17 protein-coding genes are annotated in these 20,335 nt (G+C 72.7%); 7 read left to right on the top strand and 10 right to left on the bottom strand.

Annotation, left to right across the window (positions count from 1 at the left end; genetic code table 11):
* Window positions 1-12: 12 nt before the first annotated feature.
* The 3 genes from F603_RS0126485 to ftsE form a co-directional block, all read right to left on the bottom strand.
* Complete coding sequence (locus F603_RS0126485) at window positions 13-1,221, bottom strand: S41 family peptidase (RefSeq protein ID WP_026328733.1); 1,209 nt, start codon at window positions 1,219-1,221, stop codon at window positions 13-15.
* 61 nt (window positions 1,222-1,282) lie between these two features.
* Complete coding sequence (gene ftsX / locus F603_RS0126480; RefSeq protein WP_019548962.1) at window positions 1,283-2,194, bottom strand: permease-like cell division protein FtsX; 912 nt, start codon at window positions 2,192-2,194, stop codon at window positions 1,283-1,285.
* Between the two features lie 74 nt (window positions 2,195-2,268).
* Complete coding sequence (gene ftsE / locus F603_RS0126475; protein WP_019548961.1) at window positions 2,269-2,958, bottom strand: cell division ATP-binding protein FtsE; 690 nt, start codon at window positions 2,956-2,958, stop codon at window positions 2,269-2,271.
* Between the two features lie 406 nt (window positions 2,959-3,364).
* Here ftsE and F603_RS0126470 point away from each other — a divergent pair, with 406 nt between their 5' ends.
* Window positions 3,365-3,559, top strand: a complete 195-nt coding sequence (locus tag F603_RS0126470; RefSeq protein WP_026328732.1) for a hypothetical protein — start codon at window positions 3,365-3,367, stop codon at window positions 3,557-3,559.
* 169 nt (window positions 3,560-3,728) lie between these two features.
* On the opposite strand, the gene F603_RS0126465 is transcribed toward F603_RS0126470, so the two are convergent.
* The 6 genes from F603_RS0126465 to F603_RS33020 all read right to left on the bottom strand — a co-directional run bounded on the left by F603_RS0126465 (window position 3,729) and on the right by F603_RS33020 (window position 11,451).
* On the bottom strand, window positions 3,729-4,529 hold the full coding sequence (locus F603_RS0126465) for a collagen-like protein (RefSeq protein WP_019548959.1): 801 nt from the start codon (window positions 4,527-4,529) through the stop codon (window positions 3,729-3,731).
* 342 nt (window positions 4,530-4,871) lie between these two features.
* Entirely contained in the window at window positions 4,872-6,002 is a 1,131-nt protein-coding gene (gene prfB / locus F603_RS0126460) for a peptide chain release factor 2 (RefSeq protein WP_026328731.1), read from the bottom strand.
* A 115-nt stretch (window positions 6,003-6,117) separates the two neighbouring features.
* On the bottom strand, window positions 6,118-7,365 hold the full coding sequence (locus tag F603_RS0126450) for a serine/threonine-protein kinase (RefSeq protein ID WP_019548957.1): 1,248 nt from the start codon (window positions 7,363-7,365) through the stop codon (window positions 6,118-6,120).
* Window positions 7,366-7,518: 153 nt separating this feature from the next.
* Window positions 7,519-9,207, bottom strand: a complete 1,689-nt coding sequence (locus F603_RS0126445) for a serine/threonine-protein kinase (RefSeq protein ID WP_019548956.1) — start codon at window positions 9,205-9,207, stop codon at window positions 7,519-7,521.
* A gap of 444 nt (window positions 9,208-9,651) precedes the next feature.
* On the bottom strand, window positions 9,652-10,128 hold the full coding sequence (locus F603_RS0126440) for a hypothetical protein (protein ID WP_026328730.1): 477 nt from the start codon (window positions 10,126-10,128) through the stop codon (window positions 9,652-9,654).
* Between the two features lie 18 nt (window positions 10,129-10,146).
* The gene (locus F603_RS33020) at window positions 10,147-11,451 is read right to left on the bottom strand and encodes an NsdA family TPR-like regulatory protein (RefSeq protein ID WP_106431410.1); all 1,305 of its coding nucleotides are present in this window, start codon (window positions 11,449-11,451) and stop codon (window positions 10,147-10,149) included.
* A 125-nt stretch (window positions 11,452-11,576) separates the two neighbouring features.
* Here F603_RS33020 and F603_RS0126430 point away from each other — a divergent pair, with 125 nt between their 5' ends.
* From F603_RS0126430 to F603_RS33010, 5 genes are all read left to right on the top strand, one after another.
* Window positions 11,577-12,008 carry an ATP-binding protein gene (locus F603_RS0126430; RefSeq protein WP_019548953.1) on the top strand — a complete coding sequence of 144 codons (432 nt, stop codon included), beginning with the start codon at window positions 11,577-11,579 and terminating at the stop codon, window positions 12,006-12,008.
* The gene (locus F603_RS0126425) at window positions 12,005-12,514 is read left to right on the top strand and encodes a hypothetical protein (RefSeq protein ID WP_019548952.1); all 510 of its coding nucleotides are present in this window, start codon (window positions 12,005-12,007) and stop codon (window positions 12,512-12,514) included. The genes F603_RS0126430 and F603_RS0126425 overlap by 4 nt, the downstream gene beginning before the upstream one ends.
* 150 nt (window positions 12,515-12,664) lie before the next feature.
* Window positions 12,665-12,979 (top strand): hypothetical protein, encoded by a 315-nt coding sequence (locus F603_RS33015; protein ID WP_019548951.1) that lies wholly within the window; start codon window positions 12,665-12,667, stop codon window positions 12,977-12,979.
* A 112-nt stretch (window positions 12,980-13,091) separates the two neighbouring features.
* Window positions 13,092-13,523, top strand: coding sequence for an NUDIX hydrolase (locus F603_RS0126415; protein ID WP_019548950.1), 432 nt, complete (start codon window positions 13,092-13,094; stop codon window positions 13,521-13,523).
* Between the two features lie 499 nt (window positions 13,524-14,022).
* Window positions 14,023-17,292 (top strand): FHA domain-containing protein, encoded by a 3,270-nt coding sequence (locus F603_RS33010; RefSeq protein ID WP_019548949.1) that lies wholly within the window; start codon window positions 14,023-14,025, stop codon window positions 17,290-17,292.
* Window positions 17,293-17,822: 530 nt separating this feature from the next.
* On the opposite strand, the gene F603_RS0126405 is transcribed toward F603_RS33010, so the two are convergent.
* A complete protein-coding gene (locus tag F603_RS0126405) occupies window positions 17,823-18,341 on the bottom strand; it encodes a ribonuclease FAU-1 family protein (RefSeq protein WP_211231128.1) in 519 nt (172 codons plus the stop codon).
* 525 nt (window positions 18,342-18,866) lie between these two features.
* Here F603_RS0126405 and F603_RS0126400 point away from each other — a divergent pair.
* Window positions 18,867-20,246, top strand: coding sequence for an ABC transporter substrate-binding protein (locus F603_RS0126400; protein ID WP_169379088.1), 1,380 nt, complete (start codon window positions 18,867-18,869; stop codon window positions 20,244-20,246).
* Window positions 20,247-20,335 lie beyond the last annotated feature (89 nt).

Below are 20,335 nucleotides of genomic sequence, written 5' to 3'. Positions count from 1 at the left end.
GCCATTGTTCCACTACGCCCCCGTACCGAGGCCACCCAATACTCTGCGTGCACGCTCGACGGCCCCCGCCTCCACAGGGAGGTCGGGCACGATCCCCGTGCCCTCCACCCGACGGCCACCCGGCGTCGTGTAGTGACCGACCGTGAGCTCGGCGACGGAACCGTCGGGGAGCTGCCGCGGAATCTGGACCGCCCCCTTGCCGAAGGTGCGTGCGCCGACGATCACCGCGCGGCCGCGGTCCTGGAGCGCCCCTGCGAGCAGCTCGCCCGCGCTCATCGTCCCGCCGTCGACGAGCACCGCGACCGGACGGCGGCCGTCCCCGCCGTGCTCCGCGTAGAGCGCCCGCTGGCCGTCCCCCGCGTCGTACGTCGCGACGAGGCCGCCGTCGAGGAAGGCGCCCGCCGCGTCGACGGCCTCCTCCACGAGGCCGCCCGAGTTGCCGCGCAGGTCGAGGAGGACGCCGGTGCCCTCGGGCTGCGCGGCGACCGCCTCGCGCACCTGCTCGCCCGAGCCGCGGGTGAAGGCGGCGACGCGGACGCGGGCCGTCCCGTCGTCGAGCCGGTCGACCGTCACCGTTCGCGTGCTCAGCCGTGTGCGCTCCAGTGCGGCCCGCCATCTGCGCCCGTCGCGCTCCAGCAGCACACCCACCTCGCTCCCGGGCGCCGCCGCGGCGCGGCCCTCGCCGCCCGAGCCGCGCAGGAGCGCGACCACGTCGGTGACGGGGACGCCCCGCACCGTCGAGCCGCCCACGGTGAGGAGCCTGTCACCCTCCCGCACACCGGCCTCGGCCGCCGGACTCCCCCGCTTGACACCGGCGACCCGGGACCCGGCTGCCGACTCCCGCCCGTGCTCCCGGGCCACCGAGAGGCCGACGCCGATGTAGGTGCCGTCGAGGGCCTGTTGGACGCCCTCGTACTCGCGCGCCGTGTACGCGGTCGCCCAGCGGTCGCCGCTGCGGCTGACCAGCTCCTCCGCGTCGTCGGCGAGTTGGGCGCGCCCCCGGTGGGCCGAGGCGGCGGCGTCCCCGGCGCGCTCGGCGGCGCCGAGTGCCGCGTCGGGACGCAACTCGGCGCGGCCGCCGGACCGGTGGAGCGGCCCGCCGTCCCAGGAACCCGTCGCCGCGCCGGCGGCGAGCGCGCCGGCGAAGACCAACGTCAGCGCAGCGCCACGGGCGCCGACGAGCGCCGGACGTCGCTGAGCGGACCACCACGATCCCGACATGGTGCGGAGTCTAGGACAGCGCCCCCTGGGGCAGGGCAGGTTGGCCACGCCGGAGGGGCGGTCAGACGCGCAGGTACTTGCGCAGGGTGAAGAAGGCGGCGATCGCCGGCATCAGCACACCGACCGCCACCACGAAGGGCAACACCTTGATCACCGCGTCCCAGCCGATGAAGTTGATCAGCACGATCTTCTCGGCGAGCCAACTGTCGATGAGGAAGTACTTGGCGCCCAGCAGCAGTACACAGGCGAGCCCCGCGCCAATCAGCCCCGCGATGGCGGCCTCCAGGATGAACGGCATCTGGATGTAGAAGCTGGAGGCACCGACGAGTCTCATGATCCCCGTCTCGCGCCGGCGGCTGAACGCCGACACCCGCACGGTGTTGACGATCAGCAGCAGCGCAACGACGAGCATCAGCGCCATGACGCAGAGCGCGGCGATGTTCATGCCGTTGAGGAGGTTGAAGAGGTTCTCCAGGAGACTTCGCTGGTCCTGCACTTCCTGCACGCCGTCTCTGCCGGAGAACGCCGTCTGCAGGACCTGGTACTTGGTCGGGTCGTTGAGCTTGACCCGGTAGGACTCCTGCATCTGGTCGGGCGTGAGGGAGTCGGCGAGGGGCGAGTCCTTGAACTGCTCCTTGTAGTGCTTATAGGCGGCGTCGGAGGACTCGTAGTAGACCTTGTCCACCACGTTCATCTCGTCGAGCTCGCTCTTGATCTTCTTCTTCTGCGGCTCGGTGACGGCGCCCTTGGCGCAGTTCGGGTCGGAGGAGGCATCGTTCTTGTTGCAGAGGTAGATCGAGACCTGGACCTTGTCGTACCAGTACCCCTTCATGGTGTTCACCTGCTCGCGAGCGAGCAGCGAACCGCCCGCGAGCGCGAGCGAGAGGGCCACCGAGACGATCACCGCGAAGGTCATCGTGAGATTGCGGCGGAGACCGACGCCGATCTCCGACAGTACGAACTGGGCGCGCATGGCGTCCTTTCAGACAGGTAGTGCGGCTGGAGCGGAAGGGCGCTTGCGCCCGGCTGGCACGGCGCGGTGGGCGCTCAGTGCTGGTAGCCGTAGACGCCGCGCGTCTGGTCGCGTACGAGCCGTCCCATCTCCAGCTCGACCACGCGCTTGCGCATCTGGTCGACGATCTGCTGGTCGTGCGTGGCCATGACGACCGTGGTGCCGGTGCGGTTGATGCGGTCGAGCAGCTTCATGATGCCGACGGAGGTCTGCGGGTCGAGGTTGCCCGTCGGCTCGTCCGCGATGAGCAGCATCGGGCGGTTGGCGAAGGCGCGTGCGATGGCGACGCGCTGCTGCTCACCACCGGAGAGTTCGCCCGGCATCCGGTCGCCCTTGCCCCCGAGGCCGACCAGGTCGAGCACCTCAGGCACCGTCTTGCGGATCTGCCCGCGCGACTTGCCGATGACCTCCAACGCGAACGCCACGTTCTCGCCGACGGTCTTGTTGCTCAGCAGCCTGAAATCCTGGAAGACGGTGCCGAGTTGACGCCGCATCTGCGGCACCTTCCAGTTGGAGAGCCGCGCGAGGTCCTTGCCGAGCACATGCACCCGGCCCTGGCTCGCGCGCTCCTCCCGCAGTATCAGCCTCAGGAACGTCGACTTGCCTGAACCTGAGGAGCCCACCAGAAAGACGAACTCGCCGCGCACGATCTCCAACGACACCTCGCGGAGGGCGGGACGGTTCTGCTTCGGGTAGGACTTGGAGACGCTGTCGAATCGGATCACGGATACACCACGTCGACCTGGGTAGGGGCAGCGGAAGCCGCGGTGCGGCTCCCCGTCGGTGTGGCGACCATACGCGAACCCCCGAGTGCCTTGCAGTCGGGACGGTGTGTTGGTGGGTTTCTTCACGGTGCCAATGGGCACAAAACGGCAGCCCTCGCAGCAGACCGGAGCACCCCGGGACGCCCTCCGCACGTACGGCTGTTGACCACGGACCGGGCCGGCGGGTAGTGCGCTCGGTCGGCTGCCTCGGCGGCCGCGCTGCGCGGGTGGCAGAGTAGGGAGAAGGACCCCCGCCGCCACCGGGGCCGCCGCACTTGCGGAACCGGTGGGCCGCGCCATGCGTCTGCGGGGACAGGCGCCGCCGGAGGCCGTCGCCCCGGAAGCGCCGCTGGGAGAGGAGTACCGCATGACGTGCGACCGACTGGTGTGTGCCAACTGCGCGGGCCCGGTCAGCGAGGGGCGCTGCCACGTCTGCCGTGCCCACCGCGAGCGCCTCCACCGGGACAACCCGCTCGCTGCGCTCTCCCCCGCCGCCCTCCTCGGGCTCTTCGCGGCCCTCGTCGCCGTCGCGCTCGTCGCCCAGCGGGTGGCCACGGCCTGATCGGTTGCGCTCCGCGGCGGGGCGCGAGCGGGGCCCGTTACGGCTGCGGGTGTGCACGGGGCGGCCGAACCGACCCGAGCAACCGTCGCGCGACAGACCGAAGGGCCGGGGAACGCGTCCCCGGCCCTTCGGTGCGCCGACGGGCAAGTGCCCGTCAGGCGCGGGTCGTTCAGGCTGCTGCGCCGCCGTTGCGGCCGAGGAGCCGCGGCAGGAAGCGGAAGCCGACGCCGCCGGCGATCATCGTCGCCGCGCCGACGAGGAGGAAGGTGGTCTCGGCCGCACCGGTGTCGGCGAGCTCCTCCTGGGGCTTCTCGGGCTTGGAGTCCTGCACCGGCTGGCTGCCGGCGCTGTCCGGGTTGGTGCCGCCGCAGTCGACGCTGGCGTCGCCGAGCTCGCAGGTGTCGTCGCCGCCACCGCCGGAGCCGCCGATCGTCGCCGGCTCCTCGCCGCCGCCGTTGCCGCCGTTGCCGCCGCCGTTGTCGGAGCCGCCGTTGTCGGAGCCGCCGTCGCCCCCGGGGCCGCCGTTGCCGCCGCCGTTCTCGCCCGGGTCGCCGTTCTCACCGGGGTCGCCGTTCTCGCCCGGGTCACCGTTCTCACCGGGGTCACCGTTCTCGCCCGGGTCACCGTTCTCGCCCGGGTCACCGTTCTCACCGGGGTCACCGTTCTCACCCGGGTCACCGTTCTCACCCGGGTCGCCGTTGCCGCCCTCGGTGACGCCGGACTGGTCGCCGCCCTCAGGGCCGCCGTTGTCGCCGCCCTCGGTGACGCCCGCCGTGGGGCCTTCGTCACCGCCGCCGCCGAGGAGGCCGCCGAGGAAGCCCCCGCTGTCCTCGCCCTGGGCGGAGACCTCGTTGTTGCCGTCCAGGCCGGCGGCCTGGGCCGCGCCCGCTGCGGTGAGCGAGGCGCCTGCGGCGAAAACGGCGGCGGCGGAGATCCGCGCCACACGCAGCCGCGTCTTGGGATTGGTCATCTTCCAACTACCCCCAGTAGCTGTACTTCGTCGTCAGCGGCCGCGGTGTCGAAGCGCCCGCCCCTGCCGCGAGCTGGGAGGTGCCTGCTCGCCCCGGGACCGCGATGGAATGCGCCTGGCGGCGCGGTGTCGCGCGCGGCGACCTCCACCGAACTGCGGGGAAACGCGGGGAGCTACGGCGTCTCGCACCTGATGCCCCTGACACAGGCATGCCGAGCCGACAGCTTTCCCAGTTTTCACAGCGACGTCAAGTGAAGCCCGGGAAATATCGTCGCAGAAAGGGCAGTTGGGTAGTGGAACGCTCAATTCCCGGAGGCGGCGCCCGGGTTGGCAGTCCGGCGATCAGCCCTTGGCTTCGGCGGCGGCCTGCTGCTCCTGCTGCTTGCGCCAGCGGATGCCGGCCTCGATGAAGCCGTCGATGTCGCCGTCGAGGACCCCCTGCGGATTGCCGACCTCGTGCTCGGTCCGCAGGTCCTTGACCATCTGGTACGGCTGGAGGACGTACGAACGCATCTGGTTGCCCCAGGAGTTGCCGCCGTCGCCCTTGAGCGCGTCCATCTTCTTCTGCTCCTCCTCGCGACGGTGTGCGAGGAGCCGGGCCTGCATGACGCGCATGGCGGCCGCGCGGTTCTGGATCTGCGACTTCTCGTTCTGGCAGGAGACGACGATGCCGGTCGGGATGTGGGTCATCCGGACCGCGGAGTCGGTGGTGTTCACCGACTGGCCACCGGGCCCCGAGGAGCGGAAGACGTCGATCCGCAGCTCGTTCTCCGGGATGTCGATGTGGTCGGTCTGCTCGACGACCGGCATCACCTCGACGCCCGCGAACGACGTCTGCCTCCGCCCCTGGTTGTCGAAGGGCGAGATGCGCACCATGCGGTGGGTGCCCTGCTCGACGGAGAGGGTGCCGTACGCGTACGGGGTCTTCACCGCGAAGGTGGCGGACTTGATGCCGGCCTCCTCCGCGTAGGAGATGTCGTAGGTCTCCGTCGCGTAGCCTTTGCGCTCCGCCCAGCGCAGGTACATCCGCATGAGCTGGTCGGCGAAGTCGGCGGCGTCGACGCCGCCGGCCTCGGCGCGGATGCTCACCATCGCCTCGCGCGGGTCGTACTCGCCGGAGAGGAGGGTGCGGACCTCCATCTCGTCCACCGCCTTGCGGACGGAGTCGAGTTCGGTCTCGGCCTCGGCGCGGGTGTCCGCGTCGTCCTCGCTCGCGGCGAGCTCGAAGAGGACCTCCAGGTCCTCGATCCTGCCGCGCAGCTCCTCGACCTTCCGCAACTGGCCCTGGAGATAGGAGAGCCGACTCGTCACGCGCTGTGCGTTGTCGACGTCGTCCCAGAGATCGGGCGAGGCGGCCTGCTCCTCCAGCGCCGTGATGTCGGCGCGCAGCGCGTCCAGGTCGAGGACGGCCTCGATCGACTCCATCGTGGAGGAGAGGGACTTCAGAGCTTCGGAAACATCGACGACTGCCACGCATCCACCCTAACGGCTGGCTCCGCTTCCCGTTCCCCCGCGACCGGGGCGTACGGCCCCGCGATGCCCGCGCGCCCCCGCACGACCGCGCGCGTGGCCTTCGTCACCACCCGGCTCACTCCGTGGAGCCGTACCCGGCGGCGGGTGCCCGCTGCGACCCGGTGGAGTCGTCGGAGAGCGCGAGCCAGCCGCCGATGCCCAGGGCAGCAGCCACCAGCACGCCGACCGCGCCCAGCCGCAGCCGGCGCCTGCGCTCCGCCAGCCGGTGGCGGGCCGAGCCGGCGCGCGGCTCCCCCGTCGCACGCGGGTTGCGGGCCGTGCCGTGCGCGCCGCCAGCGAGTTCCTCCGCTCCGGGGACGCGCATGCTCGTGTGGGTGTCCCGGTTGGAGTCGGGCCCTGCGCCGGCGTGGACGAGCGGGACGGCGCCCCGCGGCGGCGTGCCCGCCTCGGTCGGCGGCGGCTCCGCGGGGTAGGCGGCGGTCGGCGGCCCCTCGTCGACGAGGTCCTCCGGGTGCTCGTCGATGTCGAGCGGCGGGACGCCTTCGAGCTCCGGCAGCATCTCGCGGAGCCCGGCGGCGAGTTCGGCGGCCCTCAGCCGGGAGGCCGGCGCCTTGGCGAGGCACTGGTGGATCAGACGCCACAGCTCCTCGGGGATGCCGGGCAGCGGCGCGACCGTCTCCGTGACGTGGCGGCGGAGGACGGCGCCCGGGTGGCCGCCGCCGAACGGCGTGAAACCGGAGAGGAGTTCGTAGAGGACGGTCGCGAGCGCGTAGATGTCGACGGAGGCGCGCGGCGGCAGGCCCTCGACGAGTTCGGGCGCGAGGTAGTCGGGGGTGCCGATGATCGAGGTGGCGCGGGTGCGGCGGGGCGAGTCGATGAGCTTCGCGACGCCGAAGTCGGTGAGGAGCGCGGGCGGTGCGCCCGACGGCCCGGGCGGCGCCACGGCGTCGAGGAGGACGTTCTCCGGCTTGACGTCGCGGTGGACGAGCCCGGCTGAGTGCGCGGCGGCGAGGCCCTCCGCGACGTCGGCGGCGATCGCGGCGGCGGCCTGGGGGACGAGCCGGCGCTCGTGGTCGAGACGGGTGCGCAGGTCGGTGCCGCGCACCAGCTCCATGACGAGCGCGAGGTCGCTGCCGTCGACGACGAGGTCGCGGACGCCGACGATCCGCGGATGGTCGAGGGAGAGGAGGGCGCTGCGCTCCTGCACGAAGCGCTCGGCGAGATCCTCGTCCCCTGCGAGGTCCTCACGGAGGATTTTGACGGCCACGGCCCCCTCGGGGCCCTCGCCGAGCCAGACCGTACCGGCGCTGCCGCGGCCCAGGACGCGGTGAGCGGTGTAGCGACTGCCGATCTTCCGTGCCATGGCGACAAAACTACGCGGCGAGGCGGGGGTTGGGCCCGCTGGATGCCGGTAACCGTCGCTTCTGTGCCGGAAAACGCCCGCGGGGAATCGACAAATCTCCTGCGTGGGCGACCGCCCGCCGTGCCCGCGGGTCCGCGGGCACGGCGGGCGGCGTCAGCCGATGTTGTCGAAGAGGTCGCCGACGCGGCCGAAGAAGTCCTTCACCGACTCCCAGAAGCTCCTGCCCTCGGCCCACCACTCGGGCGCCGGCGTGAAGTTCCACACGAGGAAGCAGATCACGGCGAGGATCACGAGCACGAAGAGGCAGCCCTTGAGGCAGCCGAGGCCGGGGATGTGCATCGGGTTGGCACTGCGGCGGCGCTCGCGCGGAGGCTTCGGCTCGCGGGGCGGCTGCGGCTCCCGACGCGGACGCTGCTGCTGCGGCGGGGGCGGCGGGGGACCGCCGTACTGCTGGCCGTAGGGCTGCTGTTGACCGTACGGCTGCCCGTACTGCTGTGCCTGCTGGGGCTGTTGGGGCGGGGGCGCGGGGCGGCGCTGCGGGGGGCGGCGGAGCGGGTCCTCGGCCGGGTCCATCGGGCGGACCTGCGTCTGCTCGTTCCGGTCGCGCGCGGCGCGCAGTTGGCTCTCCCAGGGGTGCGGACCCTCCGGCTCCGGCGGCGGCTGCCCGTGCTGGGCCTGCTGCCCGCCGGGGACAGGCGGCATGACCTGCGTGGGGTCCGCGTTGCCGCCGGCCCCCGGGGTCTGCTGCATGGCGCTGGTCGCCGCCTCCGGGTCGCCGCCCGCCGCCGAGTTGGCGGCCGCCGCGCCCGCGGCACCGCCGAGTGCGGCGCCGCCGAGCGCCGCTCCTGCTGCGCCGTACGGGAGGGACTGCGTCGGGTCCGCGTCGCTCGTCCGCTGCTGTCCCGTGCCGCTCCCCGGCACCTCGGCCGGCTGCGGGTCGGGGGCGAGGAGGGCGCCGACGCCCATCGCGGCCGTCTGCTGCTCGGGGGTGGCCCCCGGCGCGATGCCGGAGGCGACCGTGCGCAGTCCACGCGCGAGGTTGACGGCGCTCGGGCGCTCGTCGGGGTTCTTGCGCAGGCAGCGCTCCACCACCGTCCACAGCGGGTCGGGCACCTGCGGGGGGCGCTGCGGCTCCTCGGCGAGGTGGCGCTGGAGCACCTCCAGTGCGCTGCCGCCGCCGAACGGGGGCTGGCCCGTGAGGAGTTCGTAGAGGAGGATGCCGGCGCCGTAGATGTCGACGGCCGAGGTCTGCGGGCGTCCTTCGGCCGATTCGGGGGCGACGTAGGCGGGGGTGCCGACGAACTCCTGGGTGCGGGTGAGCCCGGGGGAGTCGGCGAGGCGTGCGATACCGAAGTCGGTGAGCATCGGGTGCATGCCCTCCTCTCCCTCGGAGAGGAGGACGTTCGCCGGCTTCAGGTCGCGGTGTACGACGCCGTCCGCGTGGCTGGCGGCGAGCGCGTCGGCGATTTGCGCGGTGACGAGCGCGGCGGCGATCGGCGTGAACGGGCCGTTCTGCCTCAGGTACTGGTGGAGGTCGGGGCCTTCGACCAGGTCCATCACCAGCGCGAGCAGGTCGCCCTCGACGACGAGGTCCCGCGTGCGGACGATGTTGCGGTGGGTGAGCCGCAGGAGCACGGAGCGCTCCCGCAGGAAGCGCATCACCACATCCGCGTCGTTGGCGAGCTCCTCCTTGAGGACCTTGATCGCCACGGCCTCGCCCGGGTGCCCGGCGACCGCCGCCTCGGCGCCCGCCGTCTCCCGCTGGCGGGCGCGCCACACGGTGCCTGTCGCGCCGCGTCCGAGCGGCTCTTCTAGCAGGTACTTGCTGCCTACCGGCCGCACGTCATGCGCTCCCTGGTCTCGTACTGCATCCTGCCCACCATAGTGCCGTGCCGCCCGCTCGCGGCGGGCCGCAGGCGGGCACCTGCTCCCCGTAGTCCCGCTCCGCCCTGCCGTCCGCGCCCGCCGGGAGGGGAAACTCCCTGGAAGACGCCGCACGTCCGGTTCCGGTTGCGCGTGGCGCGGACCGCGGTGTCCCGGGCGGGTGCCCGTTCGCCGCGCGTCCACTCCTCTCCGGTTCGGACGGCCCTCCCGGTGTACCGGGCGTGAATGTGTTGCGCAGGTCCCGGTCGGATTCCGGTCGGATTGCGGTCGGGCGACGGCCCGGAAGGGGTGACCCGTACACGGGAGGGGAAGCCGGGCAGGTCGTAAATACCGTACGTGGGCGGAAGCTTCCTACTTTCCTCACCCGGGCAGGGGCGCTTTCGTCGTGTCTGCGGGCAGTGGCTAGTCGCGGGTGGCTCCCTCGGGCCACACCACATCGACGGGCACGCCCGTACGCCGTGCGTAGGCGACGACGTCCGCCGTCCCGCCGTACCCGCGGGCCGGCTTCCCGTCCCACACCGCGACAAGCCGGTCGACCAGGCCGACGAGAATTTCGCTCCCCGCCTGGTGAGCCTGTGACGTCGATTCGCGCATGCCGGTGTGGTGCGCTTCAGCCGCCCGCGCGAGCAGCTTGTCGTACGTCGGGTGGTGCGACTCGGGTAGACCTTCGCGATACTGCTCGGCGGGCACGACGACCTCGATCCGGCCGCCGCGGTCGAGCACCGCCTCGGCGAACCATGCATCGGGCCCGTCCGCAATGCACGACACCCCGAGTAGCTCGGCCGGGTCGTACTTCCGCAGCTCTTCGTCAAGGGCTTTGCGCACCGTCCGCTCAACCTGGGCGGACAGTCCACGGTGCCCGGTGATCCCCAAACGCACAGTCCTTACCTCTCTCCGTTACAGGAACACGCCGTGCAGGCGGTCGTCGAAGTCGCGCAGGACTTTAGGGGGCGTGGGACCGGAGTACGAGCGGCGCACGGCTCGCGCCCGTTCCACGATGCGCCCCGACTTGTAGCGCAACCCCACTTCGAGTGCCCGTGCAGCCACGGTGAATGCACCGTCAAGGCGCCCGGCTGCGAGATACCCCGACGCCATGTCGAGTTGGAGCAACGCCCGTTGCTTGTCATGCCCCGAGGTCATGACCGCGGTGGTCGAGTCTTGCTCGCTGGCGATCCAGCGGGGCAGCCCAAGCCGTGCGCCGCACGACACGCGGGTCGCGGCGACCTTGGCCTCGGTGAATGAGAACACCCACGGCCACGGTGGCGTGTCCTCGTGTTCGATCTGCTTCGCTCGACGAGCTGCTGTTCGCAGTGCCTCGTCGGCAGAACTCTCGGCACCGCCCGCAGCGTGGGCGAGGGCCTCGACGCCGGACAGCCACGCGTCGGCAATGGCGGGCATGTTCAGCCCAAGCTGCTTGCGCGCGGAACGGGCAAGGCTGAGCCCCTGCGCCGCGTTCCCTGAGTGCGCCTCGAACTGCGCGAGACTCCCCAACTGGTACGCCGCAAGTAGCGGGTTGGTCGCACGCCGGGCAGCCTTGATCGAGGCGCCGTACCAGGTGCGGGCCGACCCGTTGTCGCCCATGTCCCAGTGCAACCACCCGGCGAGACTGGCGATTTCGCTGCCGACGGCCGCGAGTCTCGCCCGCTCGTCTTCGCCCTCGGCATCCTGCGCAATCGATTGCGTCAGTTTCAGATGCGAGAGCACCGTGTCGACGAGTTGCCGCGACGGCGTTGTGCCGTCGAGGCGCCGGAATGCGGTGGTGGCCACGCGAAGGGTGGCCGCTTGTCCGGTCTCGACTGCGTGCGCTTGCTGCGTGGGCGCCATGGAGAGCGCCGGCGCTGCGGCGACCGCCGCGACCCCACCAAGGAAGTTGCGCCGTTCCACATCGGTTCCGTTTCCATCCCTCCGCGCGACGATCGCCGCTGTGTGGTCGGCCAAGCCGACGAGGTGCGGGGGAATCTGAAGATGACTCGCCACCCGTGATAGTTGAGCCGTTTCGTACGACCTCGTGCCCCTCCCCTCAAGGCGCGAAATCGCGGATTGACTCATCCCGCAGGCTTCCCCGAGCTGCCCTTGCGAAAGGCCAGCCGCGGCCCGGGCGAGTTTCACCACCCGGCCGTAGTCGCCTGCTCGTGCAGCGTCGCGGATCGATTGCGCGGACCAATTCACGGGATTTCTTCTCCCCCTCTTGCTACGCGGCATGGACCCGGAGTGCCGCACCGCTATGCGCTGCGCGAATCGCCGTATGCAGTCTGCGGATAGTTCGTGGCCCGTACAGCATGCCCCGGGGTTGAGTGACCGCACTACCCGTCACCGGGAGGACACGCATGGTCGACGAACAACAGGGCGCGCGGCAACTCACTTCGAGGCCCGATCAGCCGCGAGAGTTGGTGCTAACCGGCAAGCCGCAATCGGCCCGTGAGGCACGGCAGTTCGCCCGCGAGTACGTGATGCAGAGTGAGCCGGCCGCGTCGGAGGACTACATCGACGCGATCGTGTTGGTCACGAGCGAGCTCGTCACCAACAGCATTCGCTACGGGACCGAGCCCGGCGACTCCCTTGCGCTCAAGCTGCACACCCGCCACGGCCGCACGCGAGTTGAAGTTCGCGACCCGGTGCGCCGACGCCCGCACCTGCGGCCCGAGTCACACAAGCGTGATCGCGGCCGCGGGTTGGTGATCCTCGACGGGCTGTGCCACTGGGGCGTTGACGACGTGGCGTTCGGAAAGATCGTGTGGGCCGAGGTGATCGCGAAGTGACGAGCGCCCAGCAACTCACCCCGACTGCACCGACTTCGGGCGTGATCGCGTCCCTGTCAGTACGGCCGTGGGTGGACCGGATCAACGATCACGGGTTCGCCCCCATGCTGATCACGCATCCGAGGCCGCGCCGGGACACGGACACCGCAGCCGTAATCGAGTCCCGCATGCTCGGCATAGCGCGAGCCCTCGGCACGGCGCCCGCTCACGCCACGTTGCCCGACGCGGGTGAGCGGATCGCCGTGCACAACGGTGTCGTGCTGCTGCGTCTCGACGGCACCCCGCATGTCCTCACCACCCGCGCCGGGAACTGGGGGCGGGTGATCACCGAGATCGGGTACGTGCTGCTCGCCGTCGGCCTCGACCCGCTGTCGACCGCAGCGAACGGCGCCGAGGTGAACGAGTACATCACCGCGTCGGTCAAGGCGAACCGGCTGTACTTCGCGGCTGCGAGCGTCGCCGCCTCGGCGCGTTGGATACGAGCCGCCGAGGCGGTTCGCCCCTGAGACAGGGTCGTTCGGGGTCGAGTCTCCCCCGTGACTCCCCCGGGCGGCCCGCTTCCCCGCCCGCCGGCCGAAGGAACTTAGCGGTCGGCGGGCGGGGCCCAAGAGCGCCCCTATCCGCCACCAATTACGCCCCGCCGCGGAGGTGCCACGGTGACCCGCCGATTTGCCTATCGGTGCGAAGCCATCGCGCAAGATCTCACCGACTCGTACGAGGTCGTTCTCGCCACCCACCGCGCCATGACGCCGCGCCTCGCTGCCCGTTGGGCCCGCCACACCGCACGCCGGTACGCCGGTCTGCTCGCCCCGGCGCCGACCACGGGATATCTCCTCCGGGCTCCCCTAGTCGAGACTGCGCCGGACGCCCCGCGCCCCGACGTTGTGCTGCTCGGCTGGGCCGACAGCATCGAGCTCTACGCACACGCAGCCGGTGTTCTCGAACGGATGGCGTACGGGTCGTCAGCGTGAACGCCGAAACGGCCACACCCCGGGAGGCTGCCGCGCACATCCTGGCCTCGCTGGATCCTCACCCCGCTAGCGTCGGAGGCAACACGAGCCCCGACAAGCACACGGTGACCCCATGGCCCTCGCAACCCCCGTCGTCGACACGCACGTGATCCTCCGCGACGGCGAGAAGATCCTCATGTCGCAACGCGGCGGCCCCTACGGATACGGCCGCTGGCACCTGCCAAGCGGCAAACTCGACGCCGGCGAACCGCTCACCGCCGGCGCCGCCCACGAGCTCTACGAAGAAACGGGCGTCACCGTCCATCCGGCCCACCTACGGCAGGTGCACACCGTGCACCACCGGCAGTCGAAAGAGATCGAGCGCATCGGCGTCTTCTTCCTCGCGACCGAATGGCAAGGGGAGCCGACCAACCGCGAGCCCGACAAGTGTCTCGACCTGCGTTGGCAGTCGGTGCACGACCTGCCCGGGGACGTCATCGAGTACCCGGCCGCCGGTCTGCACGGCTATCTCGCGGGCACCGTGCTCACCGAACACGGCTGGTAGACCCGCGTCGCCGGTGGGGCTCCGACCGCACGGTCGGAGCCCCACCGTGTGTCCTGGCTCGGCCGCCCCGGCGCCCCTCGACGGCCGAGGTACACCGGCGGCGCGTTCGGACGGCCCTCCCGGTGTACGGGGCGTGAACGTGTTGCGCAGGTCCCGGTCGGATTCCGGTCGGATTCCGGTTGGGCGACGGCCCGGAAGGGGTGATCCCGTACACGGGAGGGGAAGCCGGGCAGGTCGTAAATACCGTACGTGGGCGGCGACTTCCTGTGTGAGGTGCGGTTTCGCCGGGGAGGGAGGGGCGAGTGAGGCGTCTCACTCGCCGGCGCACTCGTCTCCGGAACCGAACAGGTGCGAGATTCATGATCACTTGGCGGTTCCGCAGGTACACCGATGTCGGTGGCAGGTGCGATTATTCGTCCGGCAGCAGAAGCAACCGCGCTAACGTGCCCTGTGCGCCGGCCTGTCCGGCACACCTTGCGGAGGGGACCTGGAGGGACCGATGCAGATCCGGCTGACCGTCACCCTCGGGCCGCGCGCGGGCGGCCCCGGGGCCCCCGCGTCGAGGCAGCCGGGCGCGGGCACCGAGGGGACGGCTTCGCCGCGAGCCGACGTCCTGGTCACCGCGCCCGGCGGCACCCCGCTCTCCGCTGTGGTGAGCGCGCTCGGCTCCGCCGTCGCCTCGGCCGCCTCCGGCGGTGCCATCGGCAGCAGCCCCTCGGGGCGAGGGGGGCGGAGCGCCTCCGGCTCAGGGGGCTCGCAGGAAGCGCCCGCGGTCTACGCCGGCTCCGAACGCCTCGACGCACAGCACCCGTTGGGCGAGCCGCCCCTCCTCGACGGCGCCGTGCTCGCGCTCCACGGCCCCGTCCCCGACGCCTCCTCCGACACCGCCTTCGACACCGCGAAGGCCCGCCTCCACGTCGTCGCGGGGCCCGACGCGGGCGGCATCCACCTCCTCCAGGGCGGCCGGGTACGGCTCGGCCGCTCGGCGGAGGCCGACGTCCCGCTCGACGACCCCGACGTCTCCCGCCTCCACTGCGCGGTCACCGTCACCGAGGGCGGCACGGTCACCGTCACCGACCTCGACTCCACCAACGGCACCAGCGTCGACGGCCTCCGGGTCGCGCCCGGTCCCGTCCTGTTCAAGCCGGGCTCCGTGCTGCGCATCGGGGAGTCGGCGCTCCGCCTCGAAGCGGCGGGCCCGCTTCCGGGGCCGCCGGGTCCGTCCCGTGCCACCGTCCGGGACGGCGAAGGGAGGCTCCGCCTCACCGCGTCGGACGAGCCCACGGCCGAAGGGCGCACGGAGAGCGCACCACCCCCTCCGCCCGCCCCGCCGGACGACGGCGGGACGCACGGCTCCGGGCTCGCTCCGCTTTCCCTCCCCTTGCAGGGAGGAGAAGGCCGCAGGGCCCGCGGCCCCGTCGCCTGGGCGCGGCGGTTCGCCGGCCCCCGGAGTGACGAGGGCCGGCAGCCCGCCTCCCCCGAGCCGCCCCCTGCCGAGCCGCCCGAACCGGAGCCGGCGCTCCCCGATCCGGCCGCCGTACTCCTCGGCGCGCTCGGCCCCGGGCCGCAGTTGTGGGAGGGCGAGCCGCCGCGCGCCGGCGCGCTCGCGGCCCGCCTCGGCACCGCGCACCCGGCCGCGCCGGGCCGCGGCGCGCGCGTCCTCGCCACCGACTTGGGGGAGCACGGCGCACTCGGCCTCGCGGGGCCGCGGTCCCGGCTCGCCGGGCTCGCCCGCTCCGTGCTCGCCCAGCTCGCCGCCGCGCACGGTCCTTCGCGCCTGGAGGTGGTGCTCCTCGCGGCCGACCGCACACGTCCGGCCGCCGAGCGCGCCGCCGAGTGGTCCTGGCTCGGCTGGCTGCCGCACCTCCACCCGCGCCGCGGCCAGGACTGCGGCCTCCTCCTCGCGCTCGACCGCGAGCAGGCGGAGGCCCGCGCCGACGAGCTGCTCCACCGCCTGGAGTCGGCCCGCGGGACGCCGGAGGAGCGCACGCTCCTCGTCGTCGACGGCGACCCGGGCACGGCGACCCTCCGCGAAGCCGTGGCGAGGCTCTCCGTCGAGGGTCCGAGCGCCGGCGTCCACGTCCTCTGCCTCGCGGAGACACCCCCCGCGACCCCCGCCTCACCCGTCGCGGCGACGGTCCGCGCCGCGCTCGCCTCCTCCCCCGCCTTCCGGGCGCTCCGGATCTTCGCCGTCCTCAGCGGGGACGTGGCCACCGCGGTACGCCTCGTCCGCGTGCCCGAGGGTGCGGCTCCGGAGGGCGAACCGCAGCCGCTCGGCCCCGTCGCCACCGTCGACGCCGTCTCGTCCGCCTGGGCCGAGCGGTTCGCGCGCGCCCTCGCCCCACTGCGCGAGCCGGAAGACGACCCGCGCACCGCGCCCACCTCCCCGCTCCCCCACACCTGCCGCCTGCTCGACGAGTTGGGGCTGTCGCGTGCCACCCCCGCGGCACTGCGCGCGCGTTGGGCCGCGCGCGCCGACTCCCCCGCCGGCGTACCGCTCCTCTTCGGCGCGGGGCTGCGCGGCCCGCTCCAGGCCGACCTCGCCTCGCTCGGCGGGACGGCCGTGGTGCGGGGGCCTGCCGGCTCGGGCAGGTCGGAGCTGCTGCGGTCGCTCGCCGCCTCGCTCGCCGCGGGCGAACCGCCCGAGCGCCTCGGGCTGCTCCTCGTCGACGGCGCGGCCCAGCCGGGCGACGAGCGCGGCGGGCTCGCCCCGTGCGGCCAACTCCCGCATGTCCGGGGCCAGATGAACGGCTCGGAGCCGGTCGCCATGCGGGAGTTCGCGCAGTCGCTCGGTGCGGAGCTGAAGCGCCGCGCCGAAGTCCTCGACTCCTACGGTGCACGCACCTGGGAGCAGTACACCGGCTCCGCTTCCCGCACCTCCGCGGGCCGCGCGGGCGCGAGCGGCCCCGCACCCCATCCCGGTGCCGAACCGTCCCGGCACACCGCGCCATCCACCGCCGACGCCCCGCCCGCACTGCCCCGGCTCGCCGTGCTCGTCGACGACTTCGACACGCTCGTCGAGCCGGCGCTCGGCAACCCCGGCCGCCCGGCGGCGGGTTCGGTCGTCAGGGCGCTGGAGGCCGTCGCGCGCGGCGGCGCGGAACTCGGCGTCCACCTCGTCCTCACGACGGGGCGTTCGACCCGCGCCGCCGAGACGACGGCCGTGCGAGCGGCGTCCCTCCTCGCCGAGTTGAGCGGGGAGGAGGGAGGCGCCCCGCGCGGGCGCGGCACCCTCCGCGGGCCGCAGGAGGCGGCAGCCTTCCAGTCGGCCCGCGTCACCGGACGCATCCCCCGTACGGCCACGATGCGGCCCACCGTCGTCCCCGTCGACTGGGCCCGAGCCGGCGACCCGCCGACCCGCCGCCAGGTCCGCGAGCTGGGCAACGGACCCACCGATCTCGCCCTGCTCACCAGCGCGTTGGAGCGCGCCGCCGGCACGGGCGCCCCACCCCGGGTCGTCCCTCCGGACACCGGCGACGTCCCCCGAACCCCGGCGCCGCGCTCCCCTTCCGATGCGCTGCCGTCCAACACGCACGCGGGGGCTGTTTCCCCGGCGCCCGACGGGCGGCCCGAGGTGCGCCCCGACGCTTCCGTGCCCAACGCGCGGGAGGAAACGACGCGTACACCGAGCGCAGCCCCGGCCGAGGAACGCCCCGATCCCCGCGTCGCCTCACCGGGCGCCCCGGCACGCGGGCGCGAGCGGGGGCGCGCGGAGGGAGCGTCCGCTCGGCCGAGCGTGCCGCTTGGTGGGGAGGGACCCGAGGGGTAGGGGCGCTGGAGCGCCCCCGGGACAACACCCGTGATTGCTCGGCGCGTTGGAGCTCCGACCCGCGGGCCGAGAGCAAGCCACGAGCCGGGGACGTCACGGCAACGCACCGGAGGCTCCTCCTCGCGGAGAACGCGGCGTGCTTGGGGTGGCCCCGGGGCCGCCATGGAACGCCGGCCGCTACCGCAAGGGGCGTAGGCGAGTTGCCGGCACGTGAGCCCCCGCGTCTGGAGAATTCGGCGGCGTCCCGAAAACCCGGTGGTCGTCGGCGTGCGCGGGGCAGGGCAGCAGGGACTGGTGTGTTGCTTGAGAGTGCGCCTGCCAGCGCCAGGGAGAAGATTTCCCGCAACGTCGCCCTTGGTCGGCGGCGCACAACGCAAGAAGTTCCGCACGAGAAGGAGCGGAAAGGACAGACCCCGGGCGGAGAGCAATCGCCTCAACCGCCCTTGTCACCAGCTCATTTCGATGGTCGCCCGCCTCCGAGGCATCCTCTTTCGGCGGACCGGGACACCGGTAGCCGTCCACGCCTCGGCCTACCCGAAGAGATCGAGCCAGTAGCGGTAGGCAGAGGCGAAAGGTTCGGCGCCGTCACCGCCTCGGCTGCCCGCCTCCACCAGCCACTCGCAGGTCTCCAGGGCGGTGCTGACGACGCTCTCGGGGTAGGCGTGCACGGCTCGGTGTTCGGCGAACTCGTCCTCGTCCTCGATCCGGGGCTCGCCGCCGGGAGGCCGCACGACGTCGAGATCGAGGTCCACCATGCGCAGGACGGTCCCGTCGGCGTTCCACTCGGGCACCGTGCACACGTCGCAGTACATCTCGGGGCCGGGTGCCGCACAGAACGTGGCCGTCCACCACTCGCCGCGCGGGACCAGCATCACGTACGCGAACCGGCTCGTCCAACCGCCCGTGGCCGAGCCGACGGAGACTCCCCGCGCCGTGCCCAACCAGACCCCGTACTCGTCTTCACCGAGCCGGTCGGCGGTCCACCGCGCACTCAGGCTGCCGTCGTACTTCCGGATGTCGACCAGCACGGAGGGGCTCTTTGCGCTCACACGCAGGACGCTAGCGCGACAGCTCTGCCGAGGCGAGCACGGAAGGCCGCCAACTGCGCGCGCTGTGCACGACGTTGGTCCGCGGCACAGGCGTCGGCCCGAGCGGGCCGGTGCCGGTGCATGGCCACGGGTGTCGCACGGCGCACGGGAGGCTCCTTTCGAAGAGACCAGCCCGGAGCAGCAACCCCGACTGCCGCCGTGACCAGCCTCGTGCGACGGCCGCCCGCCTCGGCAAGACCCGCCCTCCGCACCCGAAGCCCGCACACACCCACCCGGCACCGACCGGTCGCACCCCGACGCCCTGGCCACGGCGGCGAGCTCTCGTATGCCTGCTTCACCGCGGGAGGGCGTCACCGGCTCTCCCCGCCGCCCCGTTCCCTTCGCCGCAACCCCCCACCCCCGTACCGCAGTTCACCCCCCACCGCCCTATTGCCGTCCGCCCGCGCCGGGCGTACACCTATGCGCACGGAAAGCACAGTGCGAGGCGCCCGGTAGGAAGCGCGCTGCGAACGGGGGACGAGAGGCATGCCTACATCGCTACGCGGCAAGGGCGCCGGACGGCTCGCGAGTGTCGGGTTGCGGGGCGCGCTGGTGCTGGCGGCCGTCGCCGCGCTCGCCGTCACCGCCGTCGGTCGGGAGGAGACGGACGAGGGCAGTTGGGCGAAGGAGCACAGGCCCACGGTGCGGCTCCCTTCGCTGAAGGGCGAGAAGTTGCAGGTGGCCGCCGTCTGGACGGGTCCGGAGGAGGCCAACTTCCGCCGTGTGCTCGCCGAGTTCGAGCGGCGGACCGGCGCCACCGTGGAGTTCGTCCCGACGGGCGACAACGTCGCCACCTACATCGGCTCGAAGGTCGAGGGCGGCAAGCCGCCGGACGTGGTGATGGTCCCGCAGGTCGGCGTCGTCGAGCAGTTCGCCGCGAAGGGGTGGCTCAAGCCGCTCGGACCGCAGGCGCGGCAGCAGTTGGAGAAGAACTTCTCGCGCGGCTGGCAGGACCTCGCGACGTACGAGGGCACCCGCTACGGCGTCTACTACAAGGTCGCCAACAAGTCCCTGATCTGGTACAACACCGCCGCCTACCGGGATGCGGGGGTGGGCGAGGCGAAGACCTGGCAGCAGTTCCTCGACGACGCGCGCACCCTCACCGACTCCGGGGTGCCCGCCGTCTCGGTCGGCGGCGCCGACGGCTGGGTGCTCACCGACTGGTTCGAGAACATCTACCTCTCCCAGGCGGGCCCCGACCTCTACGACAAGCTCGCGGCGCACGAGATCCCCTGGACCCACCCCTCGGTAGGCCGGGCGCTGAAGACGCTCGGCGAACTCTTCGGCGAGCGCCGCCTGCTCGCCGGGGGGCCGCGGGGCGCGCTCCAGACCGAGTTCCCGGCCTCCGTGACGAAGGCGTTCGGCGACCTCGCCTCGCCGCAAGCCGCCTCGGTCTTCGAGGCGGACTTCGTCGGCGTCAACATCGCGGGCGACACCAACGCGCGGATCGGCAAGGAGGCGAAGGCGTACCCCTTCCCCGCGGTGGACGGGGAGTCGCCGGTGGTGACGGCGGGGGACGCGGCGGTCGTCCTGCGGCAGAGCGAGGGCGCCCAGGCGCTGTTGACCTTCCTCGCCTCGACCGACGCCGCCGGCATCGCCGCGGAAGCCGGCGGATTCCTCTCCCCCAACCGGGAGTTGGACCTCGCCGCGTATCCGGACGCCGTACAGCGCCGCATCGCCCGCGCGCTCGTCTCGGCCGGCGACGACTTCCGCTTCGACATGTCGGACCAGGCCCCCGCCGCGTTCGGCGGCACCAAGGGCCAGGGCGAGTGGAAAGCGCTCCAGGACTTCCTCCTCAAGCCGCACGACGTCGAGGGCGCGCAGCAGAACCTGGAGGCCGCCGCTGCGAAGGCGTACGAGAAGTGACAGGACCGGCAGCGCCCACCACCCGGCACACCACACCACGTACCGACCAGGCCCGCGGCAGAGCCCGCCGCAGCGGCCGCTGACGGAAC

This window comes from Streptomyces sulphureus DSM 40104 (assembly GCF_000381025.1).
Lineage (GTDB): Bacteria > Actinomycetota > Actinomycetes > Streptomycetales > Streptomycetaceae > Streptomyces > Streptomyces sulphureus.
The sequence above is the reverse complement of the archived record's forward strand: the minus strand, read 5'-3'. Positions and strand labels throughout refer to the sequence as shown.

What these genes read in the sequence shown, in the direction of transcription:
- F603_RS33010 (WP_019548949.1), top strand. Translation starts at nt 14,023, where the DNA reads ATGCAGATCCGGCTGACCGTCACCCTCGGGCCGCGCGCGGGCGGCCCC.
- F603_RS33020 (WP_106431410.1), bottom strand. Translation starts at nt 11,451, where the DNA reads ATGCCGCGTAGCAAGAGGGGGAGAAGAAATCCCGTGAATTGGTCCGCG.
- F603_RS0126450 (WP_019548957.1), bottom strand. Translation starts at nt 7,365, where the DNA reads ATGGCACGGAAGATCGGCAGTCGCTACACCGCTCACCGCGTCCTGGGC.
- F603_RS0126400 (WP_169379088.1), top strand. Translation starts at nt 18,867, where the DNA reads ATGCCTACATCGCTACGCGGCAAGGGCGCCGGACGGCTCGCGAGTGTC.
- F603_RS0126430 (WP_019548953.1), top strand. Translation starts at nt 11,577, where the DNA reads ATGGTCGACGAACAACAGGGCGCGCGGCAACTCACTTCGAGGCCCGAT.
- F603_RS0126470 (WP_026328732.1), top strand. Translation starts at nt 3,365, where the DNA reads ATGACGTGCGACCGACTGGTGTGTGCCAACTGCGCGGGCCCGGTCAGC.
- ftsX (WP_019548962.1), bottom strand. Translation starts at nt 2,194, where the DNA reads ATGCGCGCCCAGTTCGTACTGTCGGAGATCGGCGTCGGTCTCCGCCGC.
- F603_RS0126415 (WP_019548950.1), top strand. Translation starts at nt 13,092, where the DNA reads ATGGCCCTCGCAACCCCCGTCGTCGACACGCACGTGATCCTCCGCGAC.
- F603_RS0126465 (WP_019548959.1), bottom strand. Translation starts at nt 4,529, where the DNA reads ATGACCAATCCCAAGACGCGGCTGCGTGTGGCGCGGATCTCCGCCGCC.
- F603_RS0126485 (WP_026328733.1), bottom strand. Translation starts at nt 1,221, where the DNA reads ATGTCGGGATCGTGGTGGTCCGCTCAGCGACGTCCGGCGCTCGTCGGC.